The following is a 22628-nucleotide window of genomic DNA, read 5'->3' on the forward strand; positions in this document are numbered from 1 at the left end:
TGGATTGGATGGCCTTGCCTGCCGTTCAGAAAACCAGTTGCGCCGTGTCGCAGCCGATGGACAGGGCCTTGATGTCGGTGCGGCCCACCTCCAGCCCCAGCGTGTCCTTGAGCACGCTGGTCAGCAGCGTGCCCACGCCGTTGAGGATGGGCTTGAGCACGGTGGTGACCAGCGGCTTGAGCAGGGTGCACAGGGCGCCGGTGCAGGTGAGGTTGTTGTCGCGGTTGAGCAGGGACTGGATCTCGGGGCTGTTGGGGTTGATCGCGTACAGGTACTGCGGGTGCGAGGTCAGCAGCTTGGTCACGTTGTTCTTGACGCAGCCATTCCAGTTGAGCAGCGAGCTGAGCAGGCCCGCGCAGCTCTGGTAGCCGTTGTCGTAGGTGGAGATGCCCAGCACATCCAGCAGGCCGCCGGGCACGCTGGTGTAGGAGTTGAGGGCGGCCGAGAACGTGCCGCTGTTCCAGGTGGAGGACGGGCAGGCCACCAGCAGGCAGGACTTGGCGATGGCGTTGTTGAACGTGAAGTTGGACGTGAGCAGCGGCGGCATGTAGTCCTTGTCGCCGGCCACGCCGCGCCCGTTGAGCAGCAGGTTGGTGAGGCCGGTCACGTTGTAGAGCCCGTTCACCATGGAGGCGTCCAGGTAGGAGCCCAGCAGGCGCGTGGTGATGTCGGTGGGCGTGCTGTTCGGCGGCTGCAGCAGGCCGCTGAGCAGGTTGAGCAGTCCCGTGACGATGTTGTTGACCGTGTCGCCCAGCGCCAGCTGGTTCACCTGCGTGGAGCGGTTGGTCTTGGACCAGTTGGGGTCGGCCGGGTCTTCGTAGCCCGGCTCCATGCCCAGGCCCGTGGTGGAGTCCGTGTACTCCAGTGCCGGCACCCAGAGCTTGCCGGTCAGCACGGGCAGGCGCAGCAGGGTGATCAGCTGCTCGTCCTGCAGGCCCTTCTCGCAGCTTTGCTTGTTGTTGGGGTCCATCTTGCCCACGCAGGCGTTGAGGATGGAGGACTTGACCGACAGGTCCATGGTCTGCGGGCTGGCGCTGCACTGCAGCGCGGTCAGCGTGCCGGTGGCGTTGGTGATGTCCACGGCAATGGGCAGCTTGACCTGGGTGCCAAGGATGTCCTTGACCAGCCATTTGAGTGCGCCGCCCAGCAGCTGGTCCGTGTCCACGTTCAGGTTCAGGCGGATCTGCGCGCTGTAGCCCTGCGTGCCGACGGGGCCCACGGCAATGGTGGGCGGCTGCACGATGGTCAGCTGGCCCTTGATGAGCCCGGCCACATCCAGCTGGTTGGCCTGCAGCGCGTGGCCGTTGGCGCCGATGGCAATGGCCGTCTTCAGCAGGTCGCCAATGCCCAGCTGCACGTCCATGGCCGCGTTCAGCGGATCGGTGCGGCCGGCGCCCAGGAAGGCGAACAGGCCCTTCTGGTCATCCAGGCTGCCCAGCGGGATCTTGATGGTGCTCAGGCCCAGGTTGATCACCTGGGTCTTGAGCGCATTGAGCTGCACGGCCAGCGCGTTGTCGGTGATGGCGCTGATGGAGGCGTCGATCACGTTCAGCAGGGTGACGCTGGCGATGTTGGCCAGGCCCTCGGGCGACAGCGCGCGCAGCTGCTCTATGCCCAGGTTCACGCCCAGGGCCTTGAGCAGGCCGGCCGGGCTGATCTTGGCATCGGCCAGGCCCTTGGAGTCCAGCAGGGTCAGCATGCCCACGTCCAGCCCCACCAGGCCCAGCAGCCCTCCCAGCGGCGTGTCCTTGTTGAAGCGCAGCAGCTGCGAGCCCACCTGGAAGGACGCCACCGAGTCGTTGCGCATGGCAATGGCCTCGGCCACCACGGCACGGCTCCAGGGGCCGGGAAAGATGGTCGGCGAGGTGCCGCCCACCGTCACGCGCGCCGCGTTGAGCGGGCCGGAGCTGGCGTCGAAGAAGCGGCCGCCGCTCGATTGGCGCGCCGGGTCCGCCGGGTTCCAGTTGCCGCAGCTGACCACGGTCTGGGTGCTGTTGCGGGTCAGTGGAACCGGCCAGTTGGCCGTGATGCTGTCCTCGCCCGCCGCCACGCAGGCGGCGCGGTTGCTGCGCTCGGCATTGATGGCCTGGGCCGCCTGGGTGGCCGCCAGATCGGCAATGCGCTGCAGGTCGCGCTTGGCGTAGTACATGTAGCCCAGGTCCACGACGCCGAGCAACAGGAACAGCACCGAGCCCAGCAGGGCGAACTGCACGAGCAGGCTGCCGCCTTGCCGGCGCCCTTGCCAGCGCTCTTTCCGGCGCCCTTGCCGGCGCGTGCGGGGGCTGTGTGCGGATGCGGGGAGGTGGGTGAGCATGCTCTGTTCCTCCTGTCTAGCTGCCGGGCGCAAGCCTGATCAGGCTGCGGGACTCCAGGCGCGTGGGTTCGCCCAAGGTCTGGCTGCCCACCTGCAGGCCCTGGCCCAGCACGGGGGGAAGCATGTAGACCACGCTCAGCGTGGCCTGGGAAGTGCCCCAGTCGATCTGTATCTGGGTGGGCGCCGTGCCCGCCGGAATGCCGCTGGCCGCCAGGCTCTGGTTCACCACATCGCTGGTGGCCTGCAGGATGTTGGCGCGTTCGGCCGGCTTGGCCGGGTTGTAGCCCGCCATCCCGCCAAACGCCAGATGCTGGACCATGCGCGCGCCATCGCCCGTGGCACGTGCCAGCGACTGCTGTGCCTGCAGCACGCGCCAGTACACGAACATGCCCATCAGCAGCATCACCATCACCCCGGCGATCAGCGCGAACTCCACCGCCGCCACGCCGCGCTGCCGCCTGCGCAGCCCTGCCGCGAGGGTGTCGCCGGTGGCCCGTATGCCCCCCTCCCGCGAAGCGAGAGAGGGGGAAGGCGCGAAGCGACTCAGGGGGAGCTTCATAGCCCCCCCCTGTCCACCATGATGTTGGCGCTGGCCGTCAACGTGGTGGGCATGACCAGGCCGAAGCCCGGCAGGGCGGGCGCTATCGGGCTGGTTCCATAAGGGATGGTGAAGCCCACGCGCACCATGCAGCGTTCGGCAACCAGCACGCCGCAGGTCAGCGTGGCCGAGCACAGTTCGCTGTTCTGCAGCCTGCAGATGCGCACGTCGATGCTGCCAGCCGTGGGCCGGAGGTCGGCCGGCAGCCAGTCGAGCCGCTGCTGCACCAGGCTGCGGGCCGCGTCCAGGCGGGCGCTGCGGCTGGTCTGGTAGCGCAGCGTGGCCCGCGCGGCGTCTTCGGCGGCGGCCTGCATGGATTCGCGCACCAGGAACGCCAGCCCGTAGCTGATGCAGGCATACAGCAGGGCAAAGAACACCGGGAAGATGATGGCCCACTCCAGCGCATACACCCCCCGCTGCCGCAGGCTGGCAGATCGGTGGGGGCGGTGAGCGCGGGGTTGGCGCCGGGTCATGGTCGTTCCTGCAAGCCGTGGCCGGGGCCGGCCTCAGTTCTTGCCGCCGGCTTCGACGCCGGTCTTGTACAGGGCGGGGATTTCCGTCTCGAAGCTCTTGAGGTAGCGCGCATAGCTGCGCCGCGCCTGCTCGCCTGCGATGGGGCGCGCACGCTGGCCCGGCTGGCTGTGCTGCATTTCCAGCAGCCGCAGGGTGCCCCCGCCGATGTCGATCTCGCGCCGGGGCAGGTACATCACGGTTCCATCGGGGTTGGTGTAGAGCGTGTAGCCGACCAGGATGGAGTCGGTGGAGGGCTCGGCGAACACATGGGGCCGTGCATCCACCTGCTCGGGCGGGCTCTGCACTTCGCCAAAGGCCTGGGCATGCAGCGCGGCCGCGGGAAGCAGGGCCAGGCCGGCGGCCAGCAGCCAGGGGGCCAGAGCGTTGGCGACTGCAGTGCGGCGCGGTGGGGCCATGCGGTATGTGTCTGGCATGTCGTGCTCCTCAAAGTGGCGAGGCCGGTGCTGCGCCTGCGGCGCCGGGCGGCTCGGAAAGAAGAATGCGCCGGGTGATGCCGGCCGGCAGGGTCTCGGGCAGGGCCTCGGTGGCGCGTGCTTCGGGGCGGGTGCCCAGGGTCGGCACAGGGGGTAGTGCAGGGGGCAGCGCAGAAGGCGGCACAGAAGGCAGCACAGGGGCGCTGGACACAGCGGCACCGGCCTCGGCGGGCAGGCTGTCGCCGCGCAGGCGCACGGCATCGCGCACGCTGGCCAGCTGTGCCTGCAGGGTCTGCAGCGAGGTCTGGTCGATCATGGGCAGGGCGCCCTTGGCCTGGGGCTGGGCCAGCTGGCGCAGCAGCTGCGACGCCTGAGCCTGGTTGCCGCTGGCCAGCCAGAACAGCGCCATGTTCAGCTGCACCCGCGCGTTGGCCGGGGCCAGTTGCGAGGCCTGCATGATGGGCATCTGCGCGGCGGCCAGCCGGCCGTCGAGCATGTGGGCGTAGGCCAGGTCACTGAGCACGTTGGCGTCGATGGGGTTGAGCTGGCGCGCCTTGTCCAGCTGCTCCACGGCCTGGCCATACTGGCCCTGGCTTGCGTACAGCAGGCCCAGGCCGCGCCGCGCCCGCGCCGTGGTGGCGCCCTGCAGCAGCGCCAGGTAGGCCTGGCGGGCCTGCTCGACCTGGCCGGTGTTGCGCAGCGCGTCGGCCCGCATCAGGCGCGACTCCGGGTTCACGCCGTACTGCTGCTCGAAGGCTTCGGTGTGCGCCAGCGAGGCATACCACTGGCCCGCCTGCTGCATCTGCGTGATCAGGTCCAGATAGGTCTGGGCGTTGTCCACCTGGGTGGCCTGCTGGGCGTTCTGCAATTGCTGCTGAGCCTGGGCGGCGGTTTCCTGCTGCGCGGAAGGGGCGCCGTAGCCCTGCGGCCCCTTGCTGGCGCAGCCGGCCAGGGCCAGGGCCAGGGTCGCCAGGGCTGCCAGGGTTGCAAGGGGTGCCGGCGCTGGCGTCCGCCCTGCGCGGGTGTTTTCCTGGTGTCGCATGCCTAGCGTCCTCCCATGGTGGTCAATGCCCTGATCACGGCCAGGAAGCCGGGGCCCGCCGTGATGACGAGCAGGGCGGGCAGCAGCGTGAGGACCATGACGCCCGTCATCTTGACGGTGATGGAACCTATCTTTTCCTTGAAGCTGGCCTGGCGCTTTTCGCGCAGCCGGATGCTGAATTCCCGCAGCGGCTCCTGCACGGCGCCGCCATGCTTGTCCACCTGCACCAGCAGGTTGACGATGGCGCTCATGTCGTCGTCGGCGCTCATGTTGACCATGCGCTGGAAGGATTGCTCGCGCGTGCGCCCGGTGTTGTAGAGCTGGTTGGCCAAGGCCAGTTCTCCGCTGATGACGCGCAGCACGCTCTTGAATTCCGAGGCCAGGATCTGCAGGCTCTGGTCCACGCTCAGGCCCACGCCCTGCAGCAGCCGCAGCAGGTCGACGAACAGCGGCAGTTCCTCGACCACCTGCTCGCGCCGGCCCTTGGCCCGCGAGCGCAGAAACCATTTGGGAAGCATGAGCCCCAGGCTCACCCCGAGAAAGCCGTACATCAGCGCCGCGTTCTCGCCGGGGCGCAGCACACCCAGCGCCAGCAGGGGCAGGACCACGCACAGCACCATGCGGCTGGCCACATAGGCCATGCTGCCGTTGCGCGTGCCCACGCCGGCCTGGTCCAGCAGCTTGCGGTCCTCATCGGCCAGCAAGGCCTTGGCCACGCCCCATTGCAGCCAGGCCGGGGGCGGGAGGTTGGCGGCCACCGCCTGTGGCGAATCGGAGGAACGCACGTTGATGGACAGCGGGTTGAGCAGCTGCGCGTCGTTGGCCTGCATGGCGCTCTTCGTGGCGGCCTTCGGGGTCGATGCGGTATCGCGCGCCTGCAATATCCTGGCGACCTGGCTGGAGGCACGGGCCGAGCGCCACAGCTTCCACACCAGGGCGCAGGCCCACAGCACCAGTCCCAGCGCGCCCAGGCTGATGCTGGCGATCCACAGTTGCTGCGGGGTCATGCGTGGCTCCTTGCGCAGACGGATGGGTGGGCCTGTGCTGTCATGGGTTCACCTCAGCTTGGCCAGCCGGTACAGAAGAAAGGCGCCCAGGGCCTCCAGGGCGGCGGCGACCAGGACCATGGTCTGGCCGCTGTCGTCGTTCCACATGCGCATGAAGTAGCCGCGGTTGATCACCATGATCAGCGCCCCCACCACCAGGGGCAGCAGGGCCAGCACCCAGGCCGACATGCGGATCTCGGAGGACAGCGCATGCAGCTCGCGCTCGGCGGACTGGCGGTCGCGGATGTAGGCCGAGACACGCTCCAGCACCAGGTCGGCGCGGCCGCCATAGCGCACGCTCATGCGGAACACGGCGGCCAGCAGGCCGAATTCGGGCAGGCGCCAGTTGCGCTCCAGCTGGCCCATGGCCTGCCCCAGGTCGGGCGATGCGCTGAGCATGGCCGCCGCCTGCTGCAGCGCGTCGCCCAGCGGATCGGGGACGTTGTTCAGCGCCATCTGGAAGGCCGCGTGGGGCGAGTTGCCGATGGAGATCAGGCGGACCATGTTGTCCAGGAAGCCGGGCAGTTGCTGCAGCAGTCTTTCGCGGCGCTTGGCCTGCCGCCGCCAGATGCCGAAGGCCAGCACCACGGCATACAGCACGGCCACCACCAGTCCCGCGGCAGCACCTGCCTGGCTGGTCGCCAGCAAGGCCAGCACCAGGCCGGTGATGGCGAACAGGGCCAGGGTGTTGGACGAGATTCCCCAGGACTGGACGCCCAGCCGCTGGGCCAGCCACTGCACGGCAGCGTGTGAGGGCGCGGGCTGCGCGGCGGGGGCGCGGAAGGCGGGCTCGGCCATGGGCGGAGAGGGCGAGATCACCTCCCGGTGGCCGTCCACGCTGCGCTTCATGTGCAGGTTGATCGACTGCTCCTGTTCCTTGCGGCGCCCGCGCATGATCACCCACAGCGCCAGAGCCAGCAGCAGGCAGGCCAGCGCGCCGAGGATGAGGACGGCGGGTGCCAGGCCTGTCATCGCACGCCTCCGTGGCCGGTCTGCTGCTGCATGCGCCACCAGCTCAGCAGCTTGGGCGAGTGCGGCGAGATGCCCAGCGACACCCACTGGTCGATCTCCTGCCCGTCAGGGCCCACCTGGGGCTCGTAGCGGTACAGCTCCTGCATGGAGATCATGTTGTCCGTCATGCCCGTGACCTCGGTCAGCGACAGCAGGCGGCGGCGGCCGTTGGACAGGCGGCCGATCTGCACGATGAAGTCCACGGCATTGGCGATCTGGCGGCGCAGGCTGACCTCGCTGCCCTGAAAGCCCGCGAAGCCGGCCAGCATTTCGGCGCGGTACAGGCATTCGCGCGGCGAGCTGGCATGGATGGTGCCCATGGAGCCGTCGTGGCCGGTGTTCATGGCCTGCAGCAGCTCCAGCACCTCGCCGCCGCGCACCTCGCCGACGATGATGCGGTCGGGCCGCATGCGCAGGCTGTTGCGCAGCAGGTCGCGGATGCTGACGTGGCCCGAGCCGTCAAAGCCGCCGGGGCGGCTTTCCAGCCGCACCACGTGGTTGTGGTTGAGGGCCAGCTCGGCCGTGTCCTCGATGGAGACGATGCGCTCGCTGCCCGGGATGAAGCTGGCCAGCGCATTGAGCAGGGATGTCTTGCCCGAGCTGGTGCCGCCGCTGACCAGGATGTTGCAGCGCGCCTGCACGGCCATCTCCAGGATGCGGCAGATGTCCTGGTTGAAGGTGCCCAGCTGCACCAGTTCGGGCGGTGTCAGCGGGTCCTTGCGGAACTTGCGGATGGAGACCGAGGGGCCGTCGATGGACAGCGGCTCGATGATGACGTTGATGCGCCCGCCATCGGGCAGGCGGGCATCGACCATGGGGCTGGACTCGTCCAGGCGCCGGCCCAGCGGCGCCAGGATGCGGCGCACGATGCGCAGCACATGCTCGTCGTCCTTGAAGTGCAGCGTCTCGCGCTGCAGCACGCCGCCGCGCGAGACGTAGATGTTGCCGTGGCCGTTGATGAGGATGTCCTCGACCAGCGGGTCTTCCAGCAGCGGCTGCAGCGGCCCCAGTCCCGTGAGCTCGCGCGTGAGGGCGCGCGCCACCTGCAGCGCCTCCTGCTCGTTGACGGGCACGGAGTGCAGGCGGATGAAGCTGTCCAGCTCCATCAGCACGAACTGCGCGATGGCGGCCTGCGACCAACGGCCGAACTCGGCACCCAGCTCCTCGATGCGGCTGAGCAGGTGCTCGTGCGTGCGGTTCTTCAGGTCGAGGAACAGCGCGCTTCGCTCGAACTCGCTGGCCTGGGCGTCGGCCAGATGGGAATAAGCCGTGGTCGTCATGGTGCGTTCAGCTTCTTGTTCGGTGGAAGAAACGGTTCAGGCCCCGCGCGGGCGCGGCCTGATCGCCCGCATGGGCCTGGTGGTGGGTGGTGATCAGCAAGGTGGCGAGCTTGTCCACGGCCTGCACATAGGGCTCGCGCTGCAGCCGGCTGGGCAGCAGCTGGCCCTGGTTGACGGCCTGGACCAGTTCGCGCCGGCGCTCGGGAATGGTGGCCAGCAGCGGCAGCTGCAGTTGCCTGGCGATCTGCGGGGCTTCCAGCTCCAGCTGGCTGTCGTGCCGGCTGACGATGAGCTGCACGCGCTCGCGATCGACCTTTTGCTCGTCGAGCTGGCGCAGCAGCTCGGTGGTGGAGACCACGCTGGCCACGCTCTGGTCGCACACCACCCAGATCTGGCTGGCGCGCAGCGCCACGCGCATGGCCAGCTGCGTGGGCACGACGGCCCCCAGGTCGGCCACGATGTGGCGGAAGTACTGGCGCAGGCGCAGCAGCAGCGCGTCGGCATCGGCATAGGAGACGTCGCGCAGTCGGGCGGGCTGGCGCGGCAGCGTGAGCAGGCGCAGGCCGCTTTCATGGCGGGCCAGTCCCGTCGATGCCAGGCGCCGGTCGAAGCGGCGCAGGTTGTTGACGGCCTCGATGAAGTCGAAGTCGCCCAGCGTGCCCAGGTACAGCCCGCAGTCGCCGCTGGGAAAGCCCAGGTCGATGAGCAGGCCGTCCAGCGTCTCGTTGCTGATCTCGCGGGGCGTGGCGTCCTTGCCCGGCACGGCCGTCGTGCCATGCAGGCGCTTTTGCAGGTACCAGGCCAGGTGCGATGCCATGAGGCTGCTGCCCAGGCCGGCGCGGGCCGACATGATGGCGGTCAGCGGCGCGTTGGGCATGCCCGAGGCCGACGGGGGCACGCGCTTGATCAGATCGATCACCGTCTGGTGCGCGGCCTGCACGGGGCCGTCCACGTCGAGGAAGTCCTGCACCCCGGCGCGCAGCGCGGCCAGCATGCACTGCGGGTACTTGGTGCGGCCCACGGCCAGGCAGGGCAGGTGGGGGTGGGAGATGTGCAGCTGGGAGGCCAGGTGGGCCGCCTCGTCGGTGGACAGCGGGTCGAAATGCACGAGCACGGCATGCGGCATGTAGCGCTGCACCTGCTCGGTGACGTTGTCCTGGAACCGCGCCACATGCAGCCGTGCGCCGTCCAGCATGTGCTGCAGCCAGGCCTGGGCCAGCGAGCTTTCGGGGGTGCCTGCGTGGATGAAGAGCAGCTCCACCTGCAGGTCGTCGTCGAGCGGCTGCGGCGTCGGGCGGGGCGCGGCGGGCGCGGGCATCCTGTCCAGTGGTGACTTGTCCTGTGCAAGCGGTGATCTGTCCTGCGCAAGCGGTGACTTGTCCTGCGCGAGCGCATCGGTGCCGGGCTGCGGCTTGCCGGCCAGCGAGGCCGAGGAACGCAGCCCCAGCAGGGTCTCCAGCGAGGTGGGTGAGCCGATGGCCGGCGAGCCTGTGGCGTCCACAGGCGAATCGGTTGCGGTGGGCTTGCTTGTCATGTCGTCAGTACGAGAAGCCGGGTACGGCGGTCTGGGTGCTCATTCCGCCGGCGAGGTAGGGCAGCCAGACCTTGCCGGCGTTGCGCTGCTCGGATTGCGCACCGGGCAGCAGGGCTTCGAGATTGGTGCTGGCGGGAAGCGGGTGGACCAGGCGCGGGGTGACGATGATCACCAGCTCGGACTCTTCCTGCGTGTAGTTGAGGTTCTTGAAGAAGGTGCCCAGGATGGGCAGATCGCCCAGCACCGGCACCTTGCTGACGTTGGAGGTGGTGGCACGGCTGACCAGCCCGCCGATGACGAAGCTCTCGCCATCGGCCAGCTCCACCGAGGTGTCGGCGCGGCGCGTGCGGATGGCGGGCACGGTGACGCCGCTGATGGTCACGCCGCTGTTGAAGTCCAGGTCGCTGGCCTCGGGAGAGACCTTCAGGGCGATGCGATCGTCCGACAGGATGGTGGGCGTCAGCTGCAGCTTGATGCCGAATTCCTTGTACTGGATGGCGATGTTGCCGTCGCGCGCGGGCACCGGGATCGGCAGCTCGCCACCGGCCAGGAAGCTGGCGTTCTGGCCGGTCTGGGCCAGCAGGGTAGGCCGGGCCAGCACGCGCGCCATGCCGTTGCCTTCGAGGATGCTCAGCTGCGTGACGATGCCGGCGCCGCTGAAGGCCTTGCCGAAGGTCATCACCAGGCTCATGGCGCTGGCAATGGCCGACGAGGTGTTGTTGGACACGCCGCCCGAGCCCGTGCCTCCCGTGCCGGTATTGCCCGTTCCCGTCCCTGTCCCCGTGCCGTTGGTATTGGTGCTGATGCTGCCCACCACGCCGGGGCTGAAGCTGCCGAAGCTGAAGCCCTGGTTGTTGCGCCCGCCGCTGTAGATGTTGACGCCGATGCGCTTCATCGCGGATTTCTTGAACTCCACCACCTGCACGTCCACCTGAACGGTGTTGCTCTTGACGTCGATCTGCGCGTTGTCCACCAGCAGCGTCTGGGCGGGCGCGTACTGGCGCAGTTCGGCCACGGCCTGGGCATGTTCTGGAACCGAGGTCAGGCGCTTTTCCAGCAGCAGGTGCTGGCCGCGGACCTGGACCTCCCAGCGCTGGGGTGCGCCACCTTTCTGGGGCCACACCACCAACGTGGTGCTGCCCTGGGCCTTGGGCGTGAGCAGCAGCTCGGTTCCTCCGGCGCCGGCGCCGGAGCCCGGCGTGGCGCGTAGCAGTTTCACGTCCAGCACATTGGGGTCGCCCACGGCGATGCGGCCCGGAGTACTGGCCAGCGGCATCAGGTGCTGGCGTCCGGCCACCAGCTGCAGGGAGTCGCCAGAGGGCATGTCCCCGGCGCCGGGGGCGTGCATGCCCTGGACGCCAGCGGTGTCCGCAGGCGCCGACACCGCTGGCGGCAATGCCAGCAAGGCCATGCTGCCGCACAGTGTCCAGACCGCGCGCTGCAGCGGTGTTGCTCCGGCCGTCGAGATGTTCTTGCACTTCATGGCATCTCCCTCTTGTTGTGTGTTTTCAGTAGTTCACCATCTGCACCGCGGCTCCGTTGTGCAGCTCCACGGTGCGTTCGCGCGGGGCCCGCTGCTGCGGCGGCCGCACGGCGGGGGCGAAGGCCGTCATGGGCTGGGCGGCAGGCTTGCGGATGTTCCTGGCGTCGGCGCCGGTGGCCAGGTCCTGCATGCGCAGGCCGGCGAAGGCGCGGTCGGCTCCTTCCAGTGCCTGGTCTTTCCTGAGGCGGCCCGCCACCGGCTGCAGTGCGCCGGGCAGGGCGGCGAAGAGCTTGGGATCGGGCACGGACAGGTCGTCCGGGTTGCGCAGCGCCAGGGTGAGCTGGCCGAATTTCTCGGCCAGCGTGAGGCGCTCCACATCGTCCAGCGGCACGGCCAGCACGGCCGATTGCACGTTCTCAGGGCGCTGGCCCGTCTGATCCGCAGCGCTGGCGCGGCGCAGCGACGAGCCTGCCGATTCCTTGTCCTGCTGCGCCTGGCGCTGGACGGCCGGCATGGGTGGGCGTTCCACGCTGCCGGAGCCGTAGGCCAGCACGCGGCTGCGCGCCAGCAGCAGCCGGGTCTGCGCGTCCACGGGTGCCTGGTCGGACTTGCCGTCCAGCGTGAAGTAGACATCCACGAAGTCGCCGGGGCGCACATGGTGGCCCGCGGCCATCTGCTCCCGGATGGCGATCGCCAGGGCGCGCTGTCCCGGCTCCAGCTGCAGCGCCAGGCCGCTGAGCAGTTGCTGCTCGAACAGCGGGGTGCCCGGGGTGAGCGCCATCAGCGTGGTGCGGCCCAGCACGTCGTCGGTCGCGGCAAAGCTGCCGGGTACGGGGGCGGGCAGCTGGGCCAGCTTCACATCCTCGCTGCCGATGCGCTGGCCTGCGGCAATGGCCTGGGCCACGACCACGACGGCATGCTGCGGCACGGGCTCGGGGGCCGGCTGCGCCGAGGCGGCCGGCGAGGGCTGGGCCACGGGGCGTGCGGGCTGGCTGCCCAGCAGCCAGGCAAGGCCTGCGAGCACGATGGCCAGCCCCACCAGCAGTCCGGCAAGAATCTTGGTGAGGTTCATGGCTGGGGCTCCTGGTGCAAGTGGGTGGCGACGGTGTTCAGGCATGGGGGCTGCCCTGGCGCTTTCCTGCCATGGCGCAGAGGGTCCGCCAGGGCAGGAAAGCGTCCGGATAGCGCACAGCGGCGGCTTGCGGCGGGGCCGGGCCGTGTGGTGCGTGGCGCGGGGAAAGCGATCTGCATGGGCATCTCCCGTTCAGGCAAGCGGCTGGCTGTGGCGCCAGGCCAGGGCGATGGCCGCAATGGCCATGTAGCCGGCATAGGGAATGGAGCGCTGGGGCTGGCGCGGTCCATCGGTGGCGCCTGCGGGCTGAGACGCAGCGCCCAGCGGTGCCAGGCGGGCCGCCCAGGCCAGGGGCAGCCGGGCCTGCAGCCACAGGCCGGTGGGGCTGTGGCTCAGGTGGCGCAATGACAGCACCAGCAGGCCGTGCAGGCCGGCCAGCAGGCTGCCGCCAGTCCAGATCAGCAGCAGGTCGAAGCTCAGCCCGAACCACAGCCCTGCGACCGCGCCGAACTTGACGTCGCCCGCTCCCATCCAGCGCAGTGCATAGAAAGGAAGCAGCACGACAAACCCCGCCAGCAGTCCGGCCAGCGCGTTCCAGGCCGAGACCTGGAACGGCTGCGCCCCACTGGCCAGTGCCGCCGCGCCTGTGGCCAGGCCGAGCAGCACCATCCAGTTGCGCACGCGCCGGATGCGCAGATCCATGACCGCAATCGTTGCGAGCCATGTGATGCAGACGCACAGCCATAGCGAGGTCCGCTCCATCTTCAGGGGGCAAGTCCGTTGAGCTTGGTGGCCAACCGGTTGAACAGTCCGTTCAGATCGGTGCCCAGCGCGGTGGCGCCCACGACGATGCCCACGGCAATCAGGCCGGCGATCAGCCCGTATTCGATGGCGGTGGCGCCTTCCTCGTCTTTCCAGAAGTTCTTGATCATTTCGGTCATGGCATGGTCCTTTCGGTTTGCAAAATGCCTTGGCGCCGGGGGCGGAGGCAAGCTCCGCCCGAGCCCGGCCAGATCGCGCCGCAGCCGGCGCTCAGGGAACGAAGCCGGTGAGCTTGGTGGCGATCCGGGTGAACAGCCCATTCAGGTTGGTGCCGAGCGCGGTGGCGCCCACCACGATTCCCACGGCGATGAGGCCGGCGATCAAGCCGTACTCGATGGCGGTGGCGCCTTCTTCGTCTTTCCAGAAGTTCTTGATGATGTCGGTCATGGCATCGTCCTTTCGGTTGCAAAAGCCCATCGTTGTCGATGGCGGCGGCTGGCGATGGGCAGAAGCCGGCCGCTGCACGGGAAACCTCACCTGCCGCTTCTCACTTCACCACTGCTGTCGCGAGGCGGTGGTTGGAAAAGCGTCTGAAACGGGGCGCAACTGCTGCTCAAGGCGCAGCTGTATTCGTTGGGGCATGGCGCTGGCGGACAGGGTGGCCACGGCAGCGTCCTGGGGTTCGGGGCGGCTGCGCGAGGGCGCAGGGCCGGGCGCGTTCCCGGGCTCGTCCATGGGGGCAGTGCCTGGCGCACCACCGCCTGCCGGAATCGGTTTTTGCGGGGTGAACAGCGCGTTCAGCCAATGGTCGGGCGGGTCCTGGGGCAGGAGGCGGCCGGTGGTGCGTGCCAGGCGCAGTTCGTTGATGCGCTGGTCGTAGATGGCGTCGGCCTCGTCCAGCAGCAGGCGCTGCATGTCCAGCTGGGCGTCCAGCACCTGGGCCAGGCTGCCGCGCCCGACTTCGAGCAGGCGGCGGCGCCCCTCGAAGGCGGCGCGCGCCTCGCGCACGGCGTCGGCCAGCTGGCTTTCGCGCTGGCGGCCGGACTGGGTGCGGCCCCAGGCGGCGGAGGCGGTTTCGCGCACCTGGCGGCGCACGGTTTCCTGCTGCGCTTCCTGGGCCTGCAGTTCGTTGATGGCCTTGAGGATGCGGTCGCGCAGCTCGAAGCCGTTGCCGAAGTTCCAGCTCAGCTCCACGCCGTAGCGCGTGCCCTCGGCATAGAGCACGCCGCTGGGGTCGCGCGTGTGGGCCACCACGGCGGCCAGCGTGGGAAAGCGCTGGGACTTGCTGCGGTCCACTTCGGCGCGGGCCTTCTCGATCTGCTGCTCCATCTCCTGCAGCTCGGGGCTGACGGCTTCGGAGGCCTGCAGGGCCGAGTCCTCGTTGGCCGGCATCCATTGCACGGGCACGTTGAGCTGGGGCAGCCAGCCTGGCTGGGGCGTGAAGCCGAAGTAGCGCGTGAAGCGGGCCTGCGCATCCATGCGCTGCGACTCCAGCGCGTGCTGCTGGGCCAGGGCGCCGGCCTGGCGCGAGGCGGCCTGGCGCAGGTCGTTGCGGCCCACGGCGCCCAGTTCGGCGCGGCGCTCCTCGATGCGCGCGAGCTGGCCGATGATGCGCGCCGACTCGGCCGCCACGCGCGCCTTGTCCTCGAAGCGGTGCAGCTCCAGCAGGGCGGTCAGCGCCTCCAGCAGCACGTTCTGGCGCGTGCCGTAGAGCACGCTGCCCTGGGCCGCCTCCTGCGATTCGGCCGAGCGTATGCCCGCGCCGATGGCGCCGCCGTCCAGCAGGGCCATGCGCACTTCGGCGTTGACGGCGGTGTAGGACTCGCGGCCCCGGCGCAGCTGGGCATCGCCCGTGTTGGTGCCGACCTTGAAGGTGGGCCAGCGCGCGCCGCGCGCGGTGTTCACGTCATGCCCGGCCGATTCCAGCGCGGCGCGCGCCTTGCGCACGTCGGGGTATTCGTCGATCAGGGCGTAGAGCGCATCGAGCAGGCGGCGCTGCCCGCCGTCGCTGGCCAGGGTGCCGGGCGTGAGGTGCTGGGCCAGGCGCAGGACCACGGGGTCCGGTGCGGCTGCGGCCGTGTTTGCGGATGTGGATGCGGGTGCGGCTGCGGCTGCGGCTGCTGCAACCATGCCGATGTCCGTATCAAGGTCCCTGTCCGCCGCAGCCACGGGCGCGGCAGCGGCCTGCAGCGCCTGCAGTGCGGACAGGCAGCAGGCAGCGGCCAGCAGCTGGCGCAGCCGGGCGTGGCAGCGGGCGTGCCAGCCCATGGAAGGGGAGGTCGGGCGGCCTGGCATCAGGGCTCCCGGAAGGCTTCGCTCTGGATGCGCAGCACGGGCCGCAGCAAATACCAGATAAAGGGTTCGTGGCCCAGCAGCAGGTCGAGTTCGGCCTGCATGCCGGTGGTGATGCGGTTGTCGGTGCGGCCCACCCAGGGCTGCTCCAGGCTGGCCTGGATGCGGAAGTACGAGGGCGAGTCGGCCAGGTTGGGATCGCGGTCGGCATCGGCCGCCACCAGGGTGACCTGGCCGGGCACCGAGCCATAGCGCAGGAAGTCGTAGGCTGAGATCTTCACCCGGGTGGCCTGGCCGGGGTGCACATAGCCACGGTCGGCGGGACTCAGGCGCGCCTCGACGATGACTTCATCCTTGTCCGGAACGATTTCGAGGATGGGCTCGCCGGGCTTGACCACCCAACCGGCGCCCGAACTGCGCAGGCCCTTGACGAAGCCGCTGGTGGGCGCCAGCACGGCCGTGCGCGTGCGCTGGGTGCGGGCGCGGACCAGGTCTTCGTTGAGGCTGGCCAGCTCGCGTTCGGTCTGGGCCAGCTCGTCGGAGGCGCGGCGGCGGAAGGCGCCCTGGGTCTCCTGCAGCTTGGCCTGGGCCTGCTCGATCTTGGCGCGGTTGCTGAAAAGCGTCTGGCGCGAGGCAGCCAGCTCGGCGCGGACCTGCTCCAGCGCCCGCTGCTTGTCCAGCACTTCCAGCTGGCCTATCAGCTGCTCGGAAGCAAGCTGGCCGGCAATGGAGGCTTCCTGCTGGTGCAGGCGCAGATTGGTCTCCAGCCCCTCGATGCGCGCCTGCACCTGGGCCACGTCGCCGCGCGCCTGCTGCAGCTGGGCCTGGGCTGCGGCAAGGCTGCCCTGGTGCTCCAGCGCGCGCGCCGAGAAGGCGCCCAGTTCGGCCTGGACCACCTGCGCGTCCAGGTCGGCGGGGAAGGCCGTGCGCTGCAGCGGCCGGCCCTGGCTTTCCGCGCCCAGACGCGCCTTGACGGCCTGGGCCGTGGCCATGCGGGCGGTGAGCTGTTCGAGGTTGAGGCTGTTGCTGCCCAGGTCGATTTCCAGCAGCGGCTGGCCCTGGGTCACGGCCTGGCCTTCGCGCACATGGACGGCGGTGACGATGCCGCCTTCCAAATGCTGCACGGTCTGCACGCGGTCGGAAGGGATGACCTGGCCGCTGGCGACCACCACGTTCTCCACCGGATAGAACAGGCCGGTGACCACCAGGGCGGCGACGGGAATGACGAGCAGCCACTTGCCCCGCGCCAGGGCGGTCCGGCGAGGGCTGGGGGGCGTTGCGCCGGACGCGTCCGCAGGCGGCTGGCCGTGCACGGCCGCCTGCGCTTCGCTCGACTGGCGCAGCACCAGGGGGAGGTCGTCGTAGCGCCCGGCCCTCATGAGGCAAGCTCCTGCGCCACGGCGGGGTGATCGGCATGCGGGGCCGTGTCGGCCGGCGTTGCGGGGGCTGCGGATGTTGCGGACGCTGCTGGTGCTGCGGGAGCCGCAGGCTCGCGCGCCGTGCCGAACAGCTGGGGCAGCAGCAGCTGGGGCGAGCCATGCTCGATGCCGCCGTCGCCGCGCACATGGTAGAGATGCTGGGCCATGGAGGCCACGCGCAGCGAGTGCGTGACGACGATGACCGTGTGCTTGAGCGCAATCTGCCGCAGCGTCTGCAGCAGCGCGGTTTCGCTCTCGAAGTCCAGGTCGTTGCTGGGCTCGTCCAGGATCAGTACCGAGGGGTTGCGCAGGAACAGCTGGGCCAGGGCCAGCTTGCGCAGCTCGCCGGCCGACAGGCCCGCGCCGCCTTCGCCCAGCACGGTCTGGTAGCCCTGGGGCAGGCGGCTGATGAAGCCGTGCGCGCCCGAGATCTGGCAGGCGGTGACGATCTTGTGGTCGTCGGCATCGGGGTTGACCATGCGCAGCCCGTCCACGATGGGGCCGCTGAACCAGTACACCTGCTGGGCCAGGCAGCCTATCCAGCGGCCCAGTTCGGCGCGCGGGAACTGGGCCATGTCGTATTCATCGATGAAGATGCGCCCCTGCGTGGGCTGGTAGAGGCCGGCCAGCAGCTTGGCCAGGGTGGACTTGCCGGCGCCGTTGCGCCCCACGATGGCGTGCAGCCCGCCGGGGCCGATCTCCAGCGATGCCTGCTCCAGCGCCACATGGCCGCCCGGGTAGTGGAAGCTTGCCTGGTCCAGGCGCAGCCGGCCCTGGGGCCGGGGCAGGTCCACGGTGTCGGTCATGGCCTCGACGGGTTCCTCCAGCACCGCCTGCAGGCGGCGTGCGGCCTCGTTGGCATGGGCCAGCGAGCGCCAGTTGCTGGCCAGTTGCGAGATGGGGCCCAGCGCCTTGCCCGACAGCAGGTTCACGGCCATCAGGCTGCCGATGCTCATCCACTGCGCATTGATGGCAATGGCGCCCACGGTGATCACGGCAATGGAGAACAGCGTCAGCAGCACGGTGCTGGCCTCGCGTGCGTTCTCCATCTCGCCGTTCTTGCCAAAGCTCTCGGCCAGCCAGCGGTCATAGCCGCTTTGCCAGTTCTGGCGTGCGGCGGCGTCGTAGCCCAGCACCTTGAGCGTGGCGCGGGCATTGCAGATCTCGGCCGTGCCCCGGTCCAGCATGCGGGCCTGGGCGATTTCCTCCACGCGGCCGCTGCGCACCTCGTCGGCCCACCACCAGGCCAGCGCGCACATGATGAGCATGGCCACCAGGATCACCGGCAGCACGGGCCAGGCAATGATGCCGATGACGACCAGGGCCAGCAGGGCCATGGGCAGGTCCAGCAGCGAGGTCGCCAGGCCCCCGGACATGCCCGAGCGCATGGCGCTCACGTCGCGGAACAGCTGCAGCCACTGGCTGGAGGAGCGCTGCTCCAGCGCGGCCAGCGGGTGGCGCAGCATGGAGTGCATCAGCGCCTGGGACACGTCGCGGTCGATGATGGCGCCGGCTTCGCGCAGGGCGCGGGCGCGCCTGCGCCGCAGCCACCATTCCACGCCCAGGAAGAACAGCACGCCCGCCACCATGGCCGTGAGGGTGGCGGTGCCGCCACGCGCAATGACGCGGTTGTAGACCTGCAGCAGGAAGATGGACGGCAGCAGTCCCAGCAGGCTGATGGGCAGCGACAGCCAGCCAGCCCGGCGCAGCTGGTGCGCAGCCCGGTCGAAGGACTCGGCGATGGCAGATGCAAAAGCCCCCACCGTCTCCGTTCCCGACGGCATCGCCGTGGCCTTGGCCAACTGACGGGGAAGAAGGTATCGGATCATGTTCTGATGGGCTTAGTAAGCGTCTTTACAAAATGTAAAGGCACTCGTTTTACAAACACTGTAGCGAGTTATATACAGCCCTCTATAAGTTTTATTCAATCAAGAATGCATATTCATTTGTTTTTGATGTGGATCAAAGCAGGGGGCTTGAATAGGCGTTATTGGATGGCTCCCGTGCCCACTGAAACTATCCCGTATGGCATCGGCTGCCAGGGCAAGATTGGTCGTGGCGCGGCCGGCCAACAAAACCGTATCGCCTTTATGGGTTGTTCTCAGCAGCGAGCAAATCAGCTGATTCAGATCGTCATACCAATTGACGTGCAAAAGATCGCCCAAGGCTGCCGCCAGCGGCCTGAGCGGCTCCCCGTACAGCAGCACGCGCCGGGCCTGGGCATCCCGCACCAGCGGCTCCAGGGCCAGCTGCGCAGCGTCGATGCTGGCCTGGCCGGGCTGTATGCCCGCCAGCACGATCAGCCTTCTGCTCACATGGGGAGCGACCGACTGCAGTTGGGAAAATGCAGCCGTCATGGACAGTAAGTGGTTGCTCAGGCTGTGGTCCAGCAGGCAGATTCCACTGGGCAGGAACTGCGGCTGCCCGGCTCCGATCATGGGCTGCCAATGGGCCAGGGAGGCCTGCACCTGTGCGGGCGCATAGCCCAAAGCATGCAGGGCCGCCAAGGCCGCCTGCGCATTGAGTGCCATGTGGTGGCCGTCGGATTGCAGGGAAATGCCCAGGCGCAGGCTGCCCATGCCTATTTGCAGATTTCCATTGTGAAACCCCATTTCACGGACTTGTGCATTGCAATGGGGGCCAAACGTGATCAGGCGCAGTCCCATACGTTTCGCATGCTCAATAACACTGGGGTTTTCACCTATGTCCTGGTCGGTCACCAGCGCACTGCCTTTGTGCATGTGCTGCATGGCTTCAAGCACTTCCTGCAGTGCTTCGTATTTTCTTTCGCCGGGCAGACCGGCCTGTCCGGAGGGCTCGGACTCCCCTGAATGGGGGGTGTTATTTATTGAAAGGTTAGTAATAACCAGAATATCTGGGTCAATCAGCGGCAGGTCGCCACGCAGTGCCTGCAATGGCAGCTCCAGCAGGGCGCAGGGCGAGGCCTCGCTCCAATTGATCATCTGCAGCGCCGTGCCCTGGGACAGCAGGGCATCGCCACGCGCGTCCCCCCCGTCCTGCAGGCACTGGCGCATCATGCCCAGGGTGGAGGTCTTGCCCACGCAGCCGCTGACGGCGACCACAGGCGACTGGATGCGGCGGCGGGCCGCCTGCGCCAGATTGCGCAGGCCCTCTTCCATATCCGGCACATGCAGCACCGGCACGCCGTGGTCCAGCAGCCCCTGCGGGCTGCTGCTGATCAGCGCCGAGGCGCGCAGCGTGGGCAGGGCCGCAGCCTGCACGCCCAGGGCCATGCCCGCACGCCGCACCAGCACGGCTGCGCCGGGCTGGTGGTGCAGGCGGCTGGCGTCCAATCCCGCGCAGCCGGTGCCGCTATCTGTGCCGCTATCGGTGCTGGGATCTGTGCCGGGCTCTGTCGTTGCATCCAGCCAGCACCCGTTCATCAGTTCGGCCAGGGAAGCTCTGTCCCAGGACATGGATGGGTACATGGAGCCCGCTGTGGGTGGGAAAGCCGGCTGGCCCGCAGTCACATCGGCCCGCGGCGTGATGGAGAGTGATGGCGAGGGCGGGGAAGCTTTGGCGGGGCTGTCACCCGCGCTCAGGGCATGGCCTGCCTGCGCAGGCAGTGCGTCTTCCTCGGATTCGGCCGCGGCATGGCTGGTGGCCGCGCGCAGTGCCTGGGTCAGAGCGTCCAGCAGTTCCAGGCCTGCCAGGCTGGATGCCAGCAGCCAGGCGATTTCGCGCGAGGACTGCAGCACCTGGCGCAGGCTTGCATCGGCAAAGGCTGCATGGCGGCGCCGGGCGGGCGGCAGGTACAGCGCCTGCTCAGGCCAGATGGCGCGCTGGGCCATGCCTTGCAGATGGCGCTGCAGGCTGATCTGCCATTGGCGCAGCAGGTCGGTGGGCTGCGGCTCCAGGCCTGCGTCGAGCTGCAGGCTCTCGACCAGGGCAATGCCTATCCAGCGTGCACAGGGGGCGCCTGCCTTGTCGACACTTTCGCCATCGTCGCGATTGCCGTCATTGCCGTCATTGCCGCCATCCATGCCCAGCAGCTGCGGCAGCGCGGCCTGCAGGAAGGCGGCAGGCAGGGCCGCCGTGTCGGGCAGGGCGCTGCGCGCCGCGCGCAGCGTGGGGCTGTCGCTGGTGGGGGGGCGCGAGCTTGCATAGACATGCATGGCCAGCTCGGCCCAGGTCAGCATGGGCTGGCCGGAGCGGGGTGTGCCGGCTTCAGCCGCATTGGCGGCAGCGGCGGCAGCCTCGGTGGTGCTGGCCGAAGCGGCAGCCATGGACAGCAGGCTTTCCGCCAGCGGGTCCATCAGCGCCGGAATGCGGGCGCGGGCCTGGCTGTCGGCTCCCTGCCCCAGGACAAAGCTGTTGCGCAGGTGGCGGGCCAGCACCAGCATGGCCAGCGCGCTGGGCAGGCAGTCGCCGGGCAATGGCTGCAGCCGTTGCTCCACATGGTCCACGGCCAGCGCAATGGCCTGCGCCAGCGCGGCGCTGCCCGCATGGCGCTGGGCCTGCAGCAGGGCGTAGGTCACGCCCAGGTGGTCGCAGACATCCTCGCAACCGGGCCAGCTTCCGTCCTTGCCCTGCTGCGCCAGCAGTTGCTGCAGCGCAGCGTGCACGGGCACGAGGTGGGGCCAAAGGCGCTGCTCGGGCGGGTCGGTGCGCGGCACGGCCAGGGCGGGCTGCTCCCCGCTGATATAGATGCCGCGCAGGTGCAGCAGCAGGCAGGGCGGGTGCAGGGGCGGTTGGGCGCTGCCTGTTTCACTGCCCAGCGGGTGCGGATCTGGCAGCAGGGGCTGCAGCAGCTGCGCACGCTCCAGGCTGGCATCTGCAAGGGCCAGGGAGCGCATGGGCGCCTGGGTCCAGGCGCTGCAGTCCGGCAGCGGACTGTCCGCCTTCAGGGGCGTGATGTCCTGCGCCCAGTCGATGCGCAGATCGACCTCGTCACGCTTGCGGGCCCAGGCCCATTGGCGCACGCGTGTCGCACCCTCGCGCCAGGCAGCCTCCAGCGTGGTGGCGCGCACATGGAAGACGGAGGCAACCTTGTTCTCGGCCGACACCGTGAAGAAAAGAATGCAGCCGGGGTAGGGTTCGGGCAGCAGCACCATGTGCCGTGCCAGGTACTCCAGGCCATTTGCCAATTGCTGCGACAACATGCTCTCGGCCTCGGTCAGGGTCATTGGGAGGCTGCTCTTCCCGTGGGGACGGGACGCCGGGCTGCGGTGCACCGACCGCGTGCGGATCTGTTCCTTCATGGCGGCCCGGCGGCAGGCGGATGCGGAGCGCGGCGGCTCAGCGGTAGTCGAATTCCACCCGCCGGTTGCGCTGGTGGGCTTCTTCGCTCGTGCCCTCGTCGGCCAGCCGCTCCTTGCCGTAGCTGACGGACTCCACGCGGGCCGGGTTCACGCCCAGCAGCTGCAGGCTGTTGCGCACCGCGTCGGCACGTTTTTGGCCGAGCGCCAGGTTGTATTCGATGCCGCCGCGCCTGTCGGTATGGCCGCGCAGCATCACCGAGCGCCCGGGATTGCTGCGCAGCCACTGCGCATGGCTTTCCACGATGGCCCGGTCGCTGTTGCGGATGGTGTAGGCGTCGAAGTCGAAGTAGACGATGTGGGCGACGTTGGCGGGCCCGCGCTGGTCGGCCTGCGTGGTGGCCACCACGGGCGCGACGCCGGAGCTTGCCGGCGCTGGTGCCGGGGCCTTGCCGAAGGCGTAGTGGTGCTCGGAACGTTGCGTGCTGGTGGTGGCGGTGGATCCGCAGGCGGCCAGCCCTGCGGCCAGCAGCACGATGGTGCACAGCCTGAAAGTGTGTGACATGGAGGGTCTCCTGGGGCGTGCGCCGCCACCGTGGGGCGGCGGCGC

At 69.1% G+C, this 22628-nt stretch carries 19 protein-coding genes; all 19 read right to left on the reverse strand.

The window, feature by feature from the left end; translation table 11 throughout:
• Positions 1–25 precede the first annotated feature (25 nt).
• Complete coding sequence (locus DACI_RS10325) at positions 26–2314, reverse strand: TadG family pilus assembly protein (RefSeq protein ID WP_012203986.1); 2289 nt, start codon at positions 2312–2314, stop codon at positions 26–28.
• A gap of 16 nt (positions 2315–2330) precedes the next feature.
• Entirely contained in the window at positions 2331–2873 is a 543-nt protein-coding gene (locus DACI_RS10330) for a TadE/TadG family type IV pilus assembly protein (RefSeq protein ID WP_012203987.1), read from the reverse strand.
• Positions 2870–3385, reverse strand: a complete 516-nt coding sequence (locus tag DACI_RS10335; protein WP_012203988.1) for a TadE/TadG family type IV pilus assembly protein — start codon at positions 3383–3385, stop codon at positions 2870–2872. Before DACI_RS10335 ends, DACI_RS10330 begins: the two co-directional genes overlap by 4 nt.
• 33 nt (positions 3386–3418) lie before the next feature.
• Positions 3419–3859, reverse strand: a complete 441-nt coding sequence (locus DACI_RS10340) for a DUF3613 domain-containing protein (protein ID WP_012203989.1) — start codon at positions 3857–3859, stop codon at positions 3419–3421.
• Positions 3860–3869: 10 nt separating this feature from the next.
• Complete coding sequence (locus tag DACI_RS10345) at positions 3870–4901, reverse strand: tetratricopeptide repeat protein (protein ID WP_012203990.1); 1032 nt, start codon at positions 4899–4901, stop codon at positions 3870–3872.
• A gap of 2 nt (positions 4902–4903) precedes the next feature.
• Positions 4904–5908, reverse strand: coding sequence for a type II secretion system F family protein (locus DACI_RS10350; protein WP_012203991.1), 1005 nt, complete (start codon positions 5906–5908; stop codon positions 4904–4906).
• Positions 5909–5956: 48 nt separating this feature from the next.
• Positions 5957–6919 carry a type II secretion system F family protein gene (locus DACI_RS10355; protein ID WP_012203992.1) on the reverse strand — a complete coding sequence of 321 codons (963 nt, stop codon included), beginning with the start codon at positions 6917–6919 and terminating at the stop codon, positions 5957–5959.
• Positions 6916–8238, reverse strand: a complete 1323-nt coding sequence (locus DACI_RS10360; protein ID WP_012203993.1) for a CpaF family protein — start codon at positions 8236–8238, stop codon at positions 6916–6918. The genes DACI_RS10355 and DACI_RS10360 overlap by 4 nt, the downstream gene beginning before the upstream one ends.
• A gap of 7 nt (positions 8239–8245) precedes the next feature.
• Positions 8246–9772 carry an AAA family ATPase gene (locus tag DACI_RS10365; RefSeq protein WP_012203994.1) on the reverse strand — a complete coding sequence of 509 codons (1527 nt, stop codon included), beginning with the start codon at positions 9770–9772 and terminating at the stop codon, positions 8246–8248.
• 4 nt (positions 9773–9776) lie between these two features.
• Positions 9777–11255 carry a type II and III secretion system protein family protein gene (locus DACI_RS10370; RefSeq protein WP_012203995.1) on the reverse strand — a complete coding sequence of 493 codons (1479 nt, stop codon included), beginning with the start codon at positions 11253–11255 and terminating at the stop codon, positions 9777–9779.
• Between the two features lie 25 nt (positions 11256–11280).
• Positions 11281–12327, reverse strand: coding sequence for a Flp pilus assembly protein CpaB (gene cpaB / locus DACI_RS10375; RefSeq protein ID WP_043781123.1), 1047 nt, complete (start codon positions 12325–12327; stop codon positions 11281–11283).
• A gap of 192 nt (positions 12328–12519) precedes the next feature.
• On the reverse strand, positions 12520–13089 hold the full coding sequence (locus DACI_RS10380) for an A24 family peptidase (RefSeq protein WP_012203997.1): 570 nt from the start codon (positions 13087–13089) through the stop codon (positions 12520–12522).
• A 2-nt stretch (positions 13090–13091) separates the two neighbouring features.
• The gene (locus DACI_RS10385) at positions 13092–13268 is read right to left on the reverse strand and encodes a Flp family type IVb pilin (protein ID WP_012203998.1); all 177 of its coding nucleotides are present in this window, start codon (positions 13266–13268) and stop codon (positions 13092–13094) included.
• A 91-nt stretch (positions 13269–13359) separates the two neighbouring features.
• Positions 13360–13536, reverse strand: coding sequence for a Flp family type IVb pilin (locus DACI_RS10390; RefSeq protein ID WP_013803749.1), 177 nt, complete (start codon positions 13534–13536; stop codon positions 13360–13362).
• Between the two features lie 105 nt (positions 13537–13641).
• Complete coding sequence (locus tag DACI_RS10395; protein ID WP_012204000.1) at positions 13642–15384, reverse strand: TolC family protein; 1743 nt, start codon at positions 15382–15384, stop codon at positions 13642–13644.
• Positions 15384–16760: an HlyD family type I secretion periplasmic adaptor subunit gene (locus DACI_RS10400; RefSeq protein WP_012204001.1), complete on the reverse strand. Its 1377-nt coding sequence runs from the start codon at positions 16758–16760 to the stop codon at positions 15384–15386. The genes DACI_RS10395 and DACI_RS10400 overlap by 1 nt, the downstream gene beginning before the upstream one ends.
• Positions 16757–18628: a peptidase domain-containing ABC transporter gene (locus DACI_RS10405; protein WP_012204002.1), complete on the reverse strand. Its 1872-nt coding sequence runs from the start codon at positions 18626–18628 to the stop codon at positions 16757–16759. Before DACI_RS10405 ends, DACI_RS10400 begins: the two co-directional genes overlap by 4 nt.
• Before the next feature lie 99 nt (positions 18629–18727).
• The gene (locus tag DACI_RS10410) at positions 18728–21946 is read right to left on the reverse strand and encodes a Mur ligase (RefSeq protein ID WP_225971070.1); all 3219 of its coding nucleotides are present in this window, start codon (positions 21944–21946) and stop codon (positions 18728–18730) included.
• 112 nt (positions 21947–22058) lie between these two features.
• Positions 22059–22583 (reverse strand): OmpA family protein, encoded by a 525-nt coding sequence (locus tag DACI_RS10415; protein WP_012204004.1) that lies wholly within the window; start codon positions 22581–22583, stop codon positions 22059–22061.
• Between the last annotated feature and the right edge of the window lie 45 nt (positions 22584–22628).

Source organism: Delftia acidovorans SPH-1, assembly GCF_000018665.1.
Lineage (GTDB): Bacteria > Pseudomonadota > Gammaproteobacteria > Burkholderiales > Burkholderiaceae_C > Comamonas > Comamonas acidovorans.

Coding starts and splice junctions, on each gene's coding strand:
- DACI_RS10345 (WP_012203990.1), bottom strand. CDS start 4,901: ATGCGACACCAGGAAAACACCCGCGCAGGGCGGACGCCAGCGCCGGCA.
- DACI_RS10350 (WP_012203991.1), bottom strand. CDS start 5,908: ATGACCCCGCAGCAACTGTGGATCGCCAGCATCAGCCTGGGCGCGCTG.
- DACI_RS10415 (WP_012204004.1), bottom strand. CDS start 22,583: ATGTCACACACTTTCAGGCTGTGCACCATCGTGCTGCTGGCCGCAGGG.
- DACI_RS10370 (WP_012203995.1), bottom strand. CDS start 11,255: ATGAAGTGCAAGAACATCTCGACGGCCGGAGCAACACCGCTGCAGCGC.
- DACI_RS10365 (WP_012203994.1), bottom strand. CDS start 9,772: ATGACAAGCAAGCCCACCGCAACCGATTCGCCTGTGGACGCCACAGGC.
- DACI_RS10385 (WP_012203998.1), bottom strand. CDS start 13,268: ATGACCGAAATGATCAAGAACTTCTGGAAAGACGAGGAAGGCGCCACC.
- DACI_RS10360 (WP_012203993.1), bottom strand. CDS start 8,238: ATGACGACCACGGCTTATTCCCATCTGGCCGACGCCCAGGCCAGCGAG.
- DACI_RS10410 (WP_225971070.1), bottom strand. CDS start 21,946: ATGACCCTGACCGAGGCCGAGAGCATGTTGTCGCAGCAATTGGCAAAT.
- DACI_RS10330 (WP_012203987.1), bottom strand. CDS start 2,873: ATGAAGCTCCCCCTGAGTCGCTTCGCGCCTTCCCCCTCTCTCGCTTCG.
- DACI_RS10405 (WP_012204002.1), bottom strand. CDS start 18,628: ATGATCCGATACCTTCTTCCCCGTCAGTTGGCCAAGGCCACGGCGATG.
- DACI_RS10380 (WP_012203997.1), bottom strand. CDS start 13,089: ATGGAGCGGACCTCGCTATGGCTGTGCGTCTGCATCACATGGCTCGCA.
- DACI_RS10400 (WP_012204001.1), bottom strand. CDS start 16,760: ATGAGGGCCGGGCGCTACGACGACCTCCCCCTGGTGCTGCGCCAGTCG.
- DACI_RS10390 (WP_013803749.1), bottom strand. CDS start 13,536: ATGACCGACATCATCAAGAACTTCTGGAAAGACGAAGAAGGCGCCACC.
- DACI_RS10355 (WP_012203992.1), bottom strand. CDS start 6,919: ATGACAGGCCTGGCACCCGCCGTCCTCATCCTCGGCGCGCTGGCCTGC.
- DACI_RS10395 (WP_012204000.1), bottom strand. CDS start 15,384: ATGCCAGGCCGCCCGACCTCCCCTTCCATGGGCTGGCACGCCCGCTGC.
- DACI_RS10340 (WP_012203989.1), bottom strand. CDS start 3,859: ATGCCAGACACATACCGCATGGCCCCACCGCGCCGCACTGCAGTCGCC.
- cpaB (WP_043781123.1), bottom strand. CDS start 12,327: ATGAACCTCACCAAGATTCTTGCCGGACTGCTGGTGGGGCTGGCCATC.
- DACI_RS10335 (WP_012203988.1), bottom strand. CDS start 3,385: ATGACCCGGCGCCAACCCCGCGCTCACCGCCCCCACCGATCTGCCAGC.
- DACI_RS10325 (WP_012203986.1), bottom strand. CDS start 2,314: ATGCTCACCCACCTCCCCGCATCCGCACACAGCCCCCGCACGCGCCGG.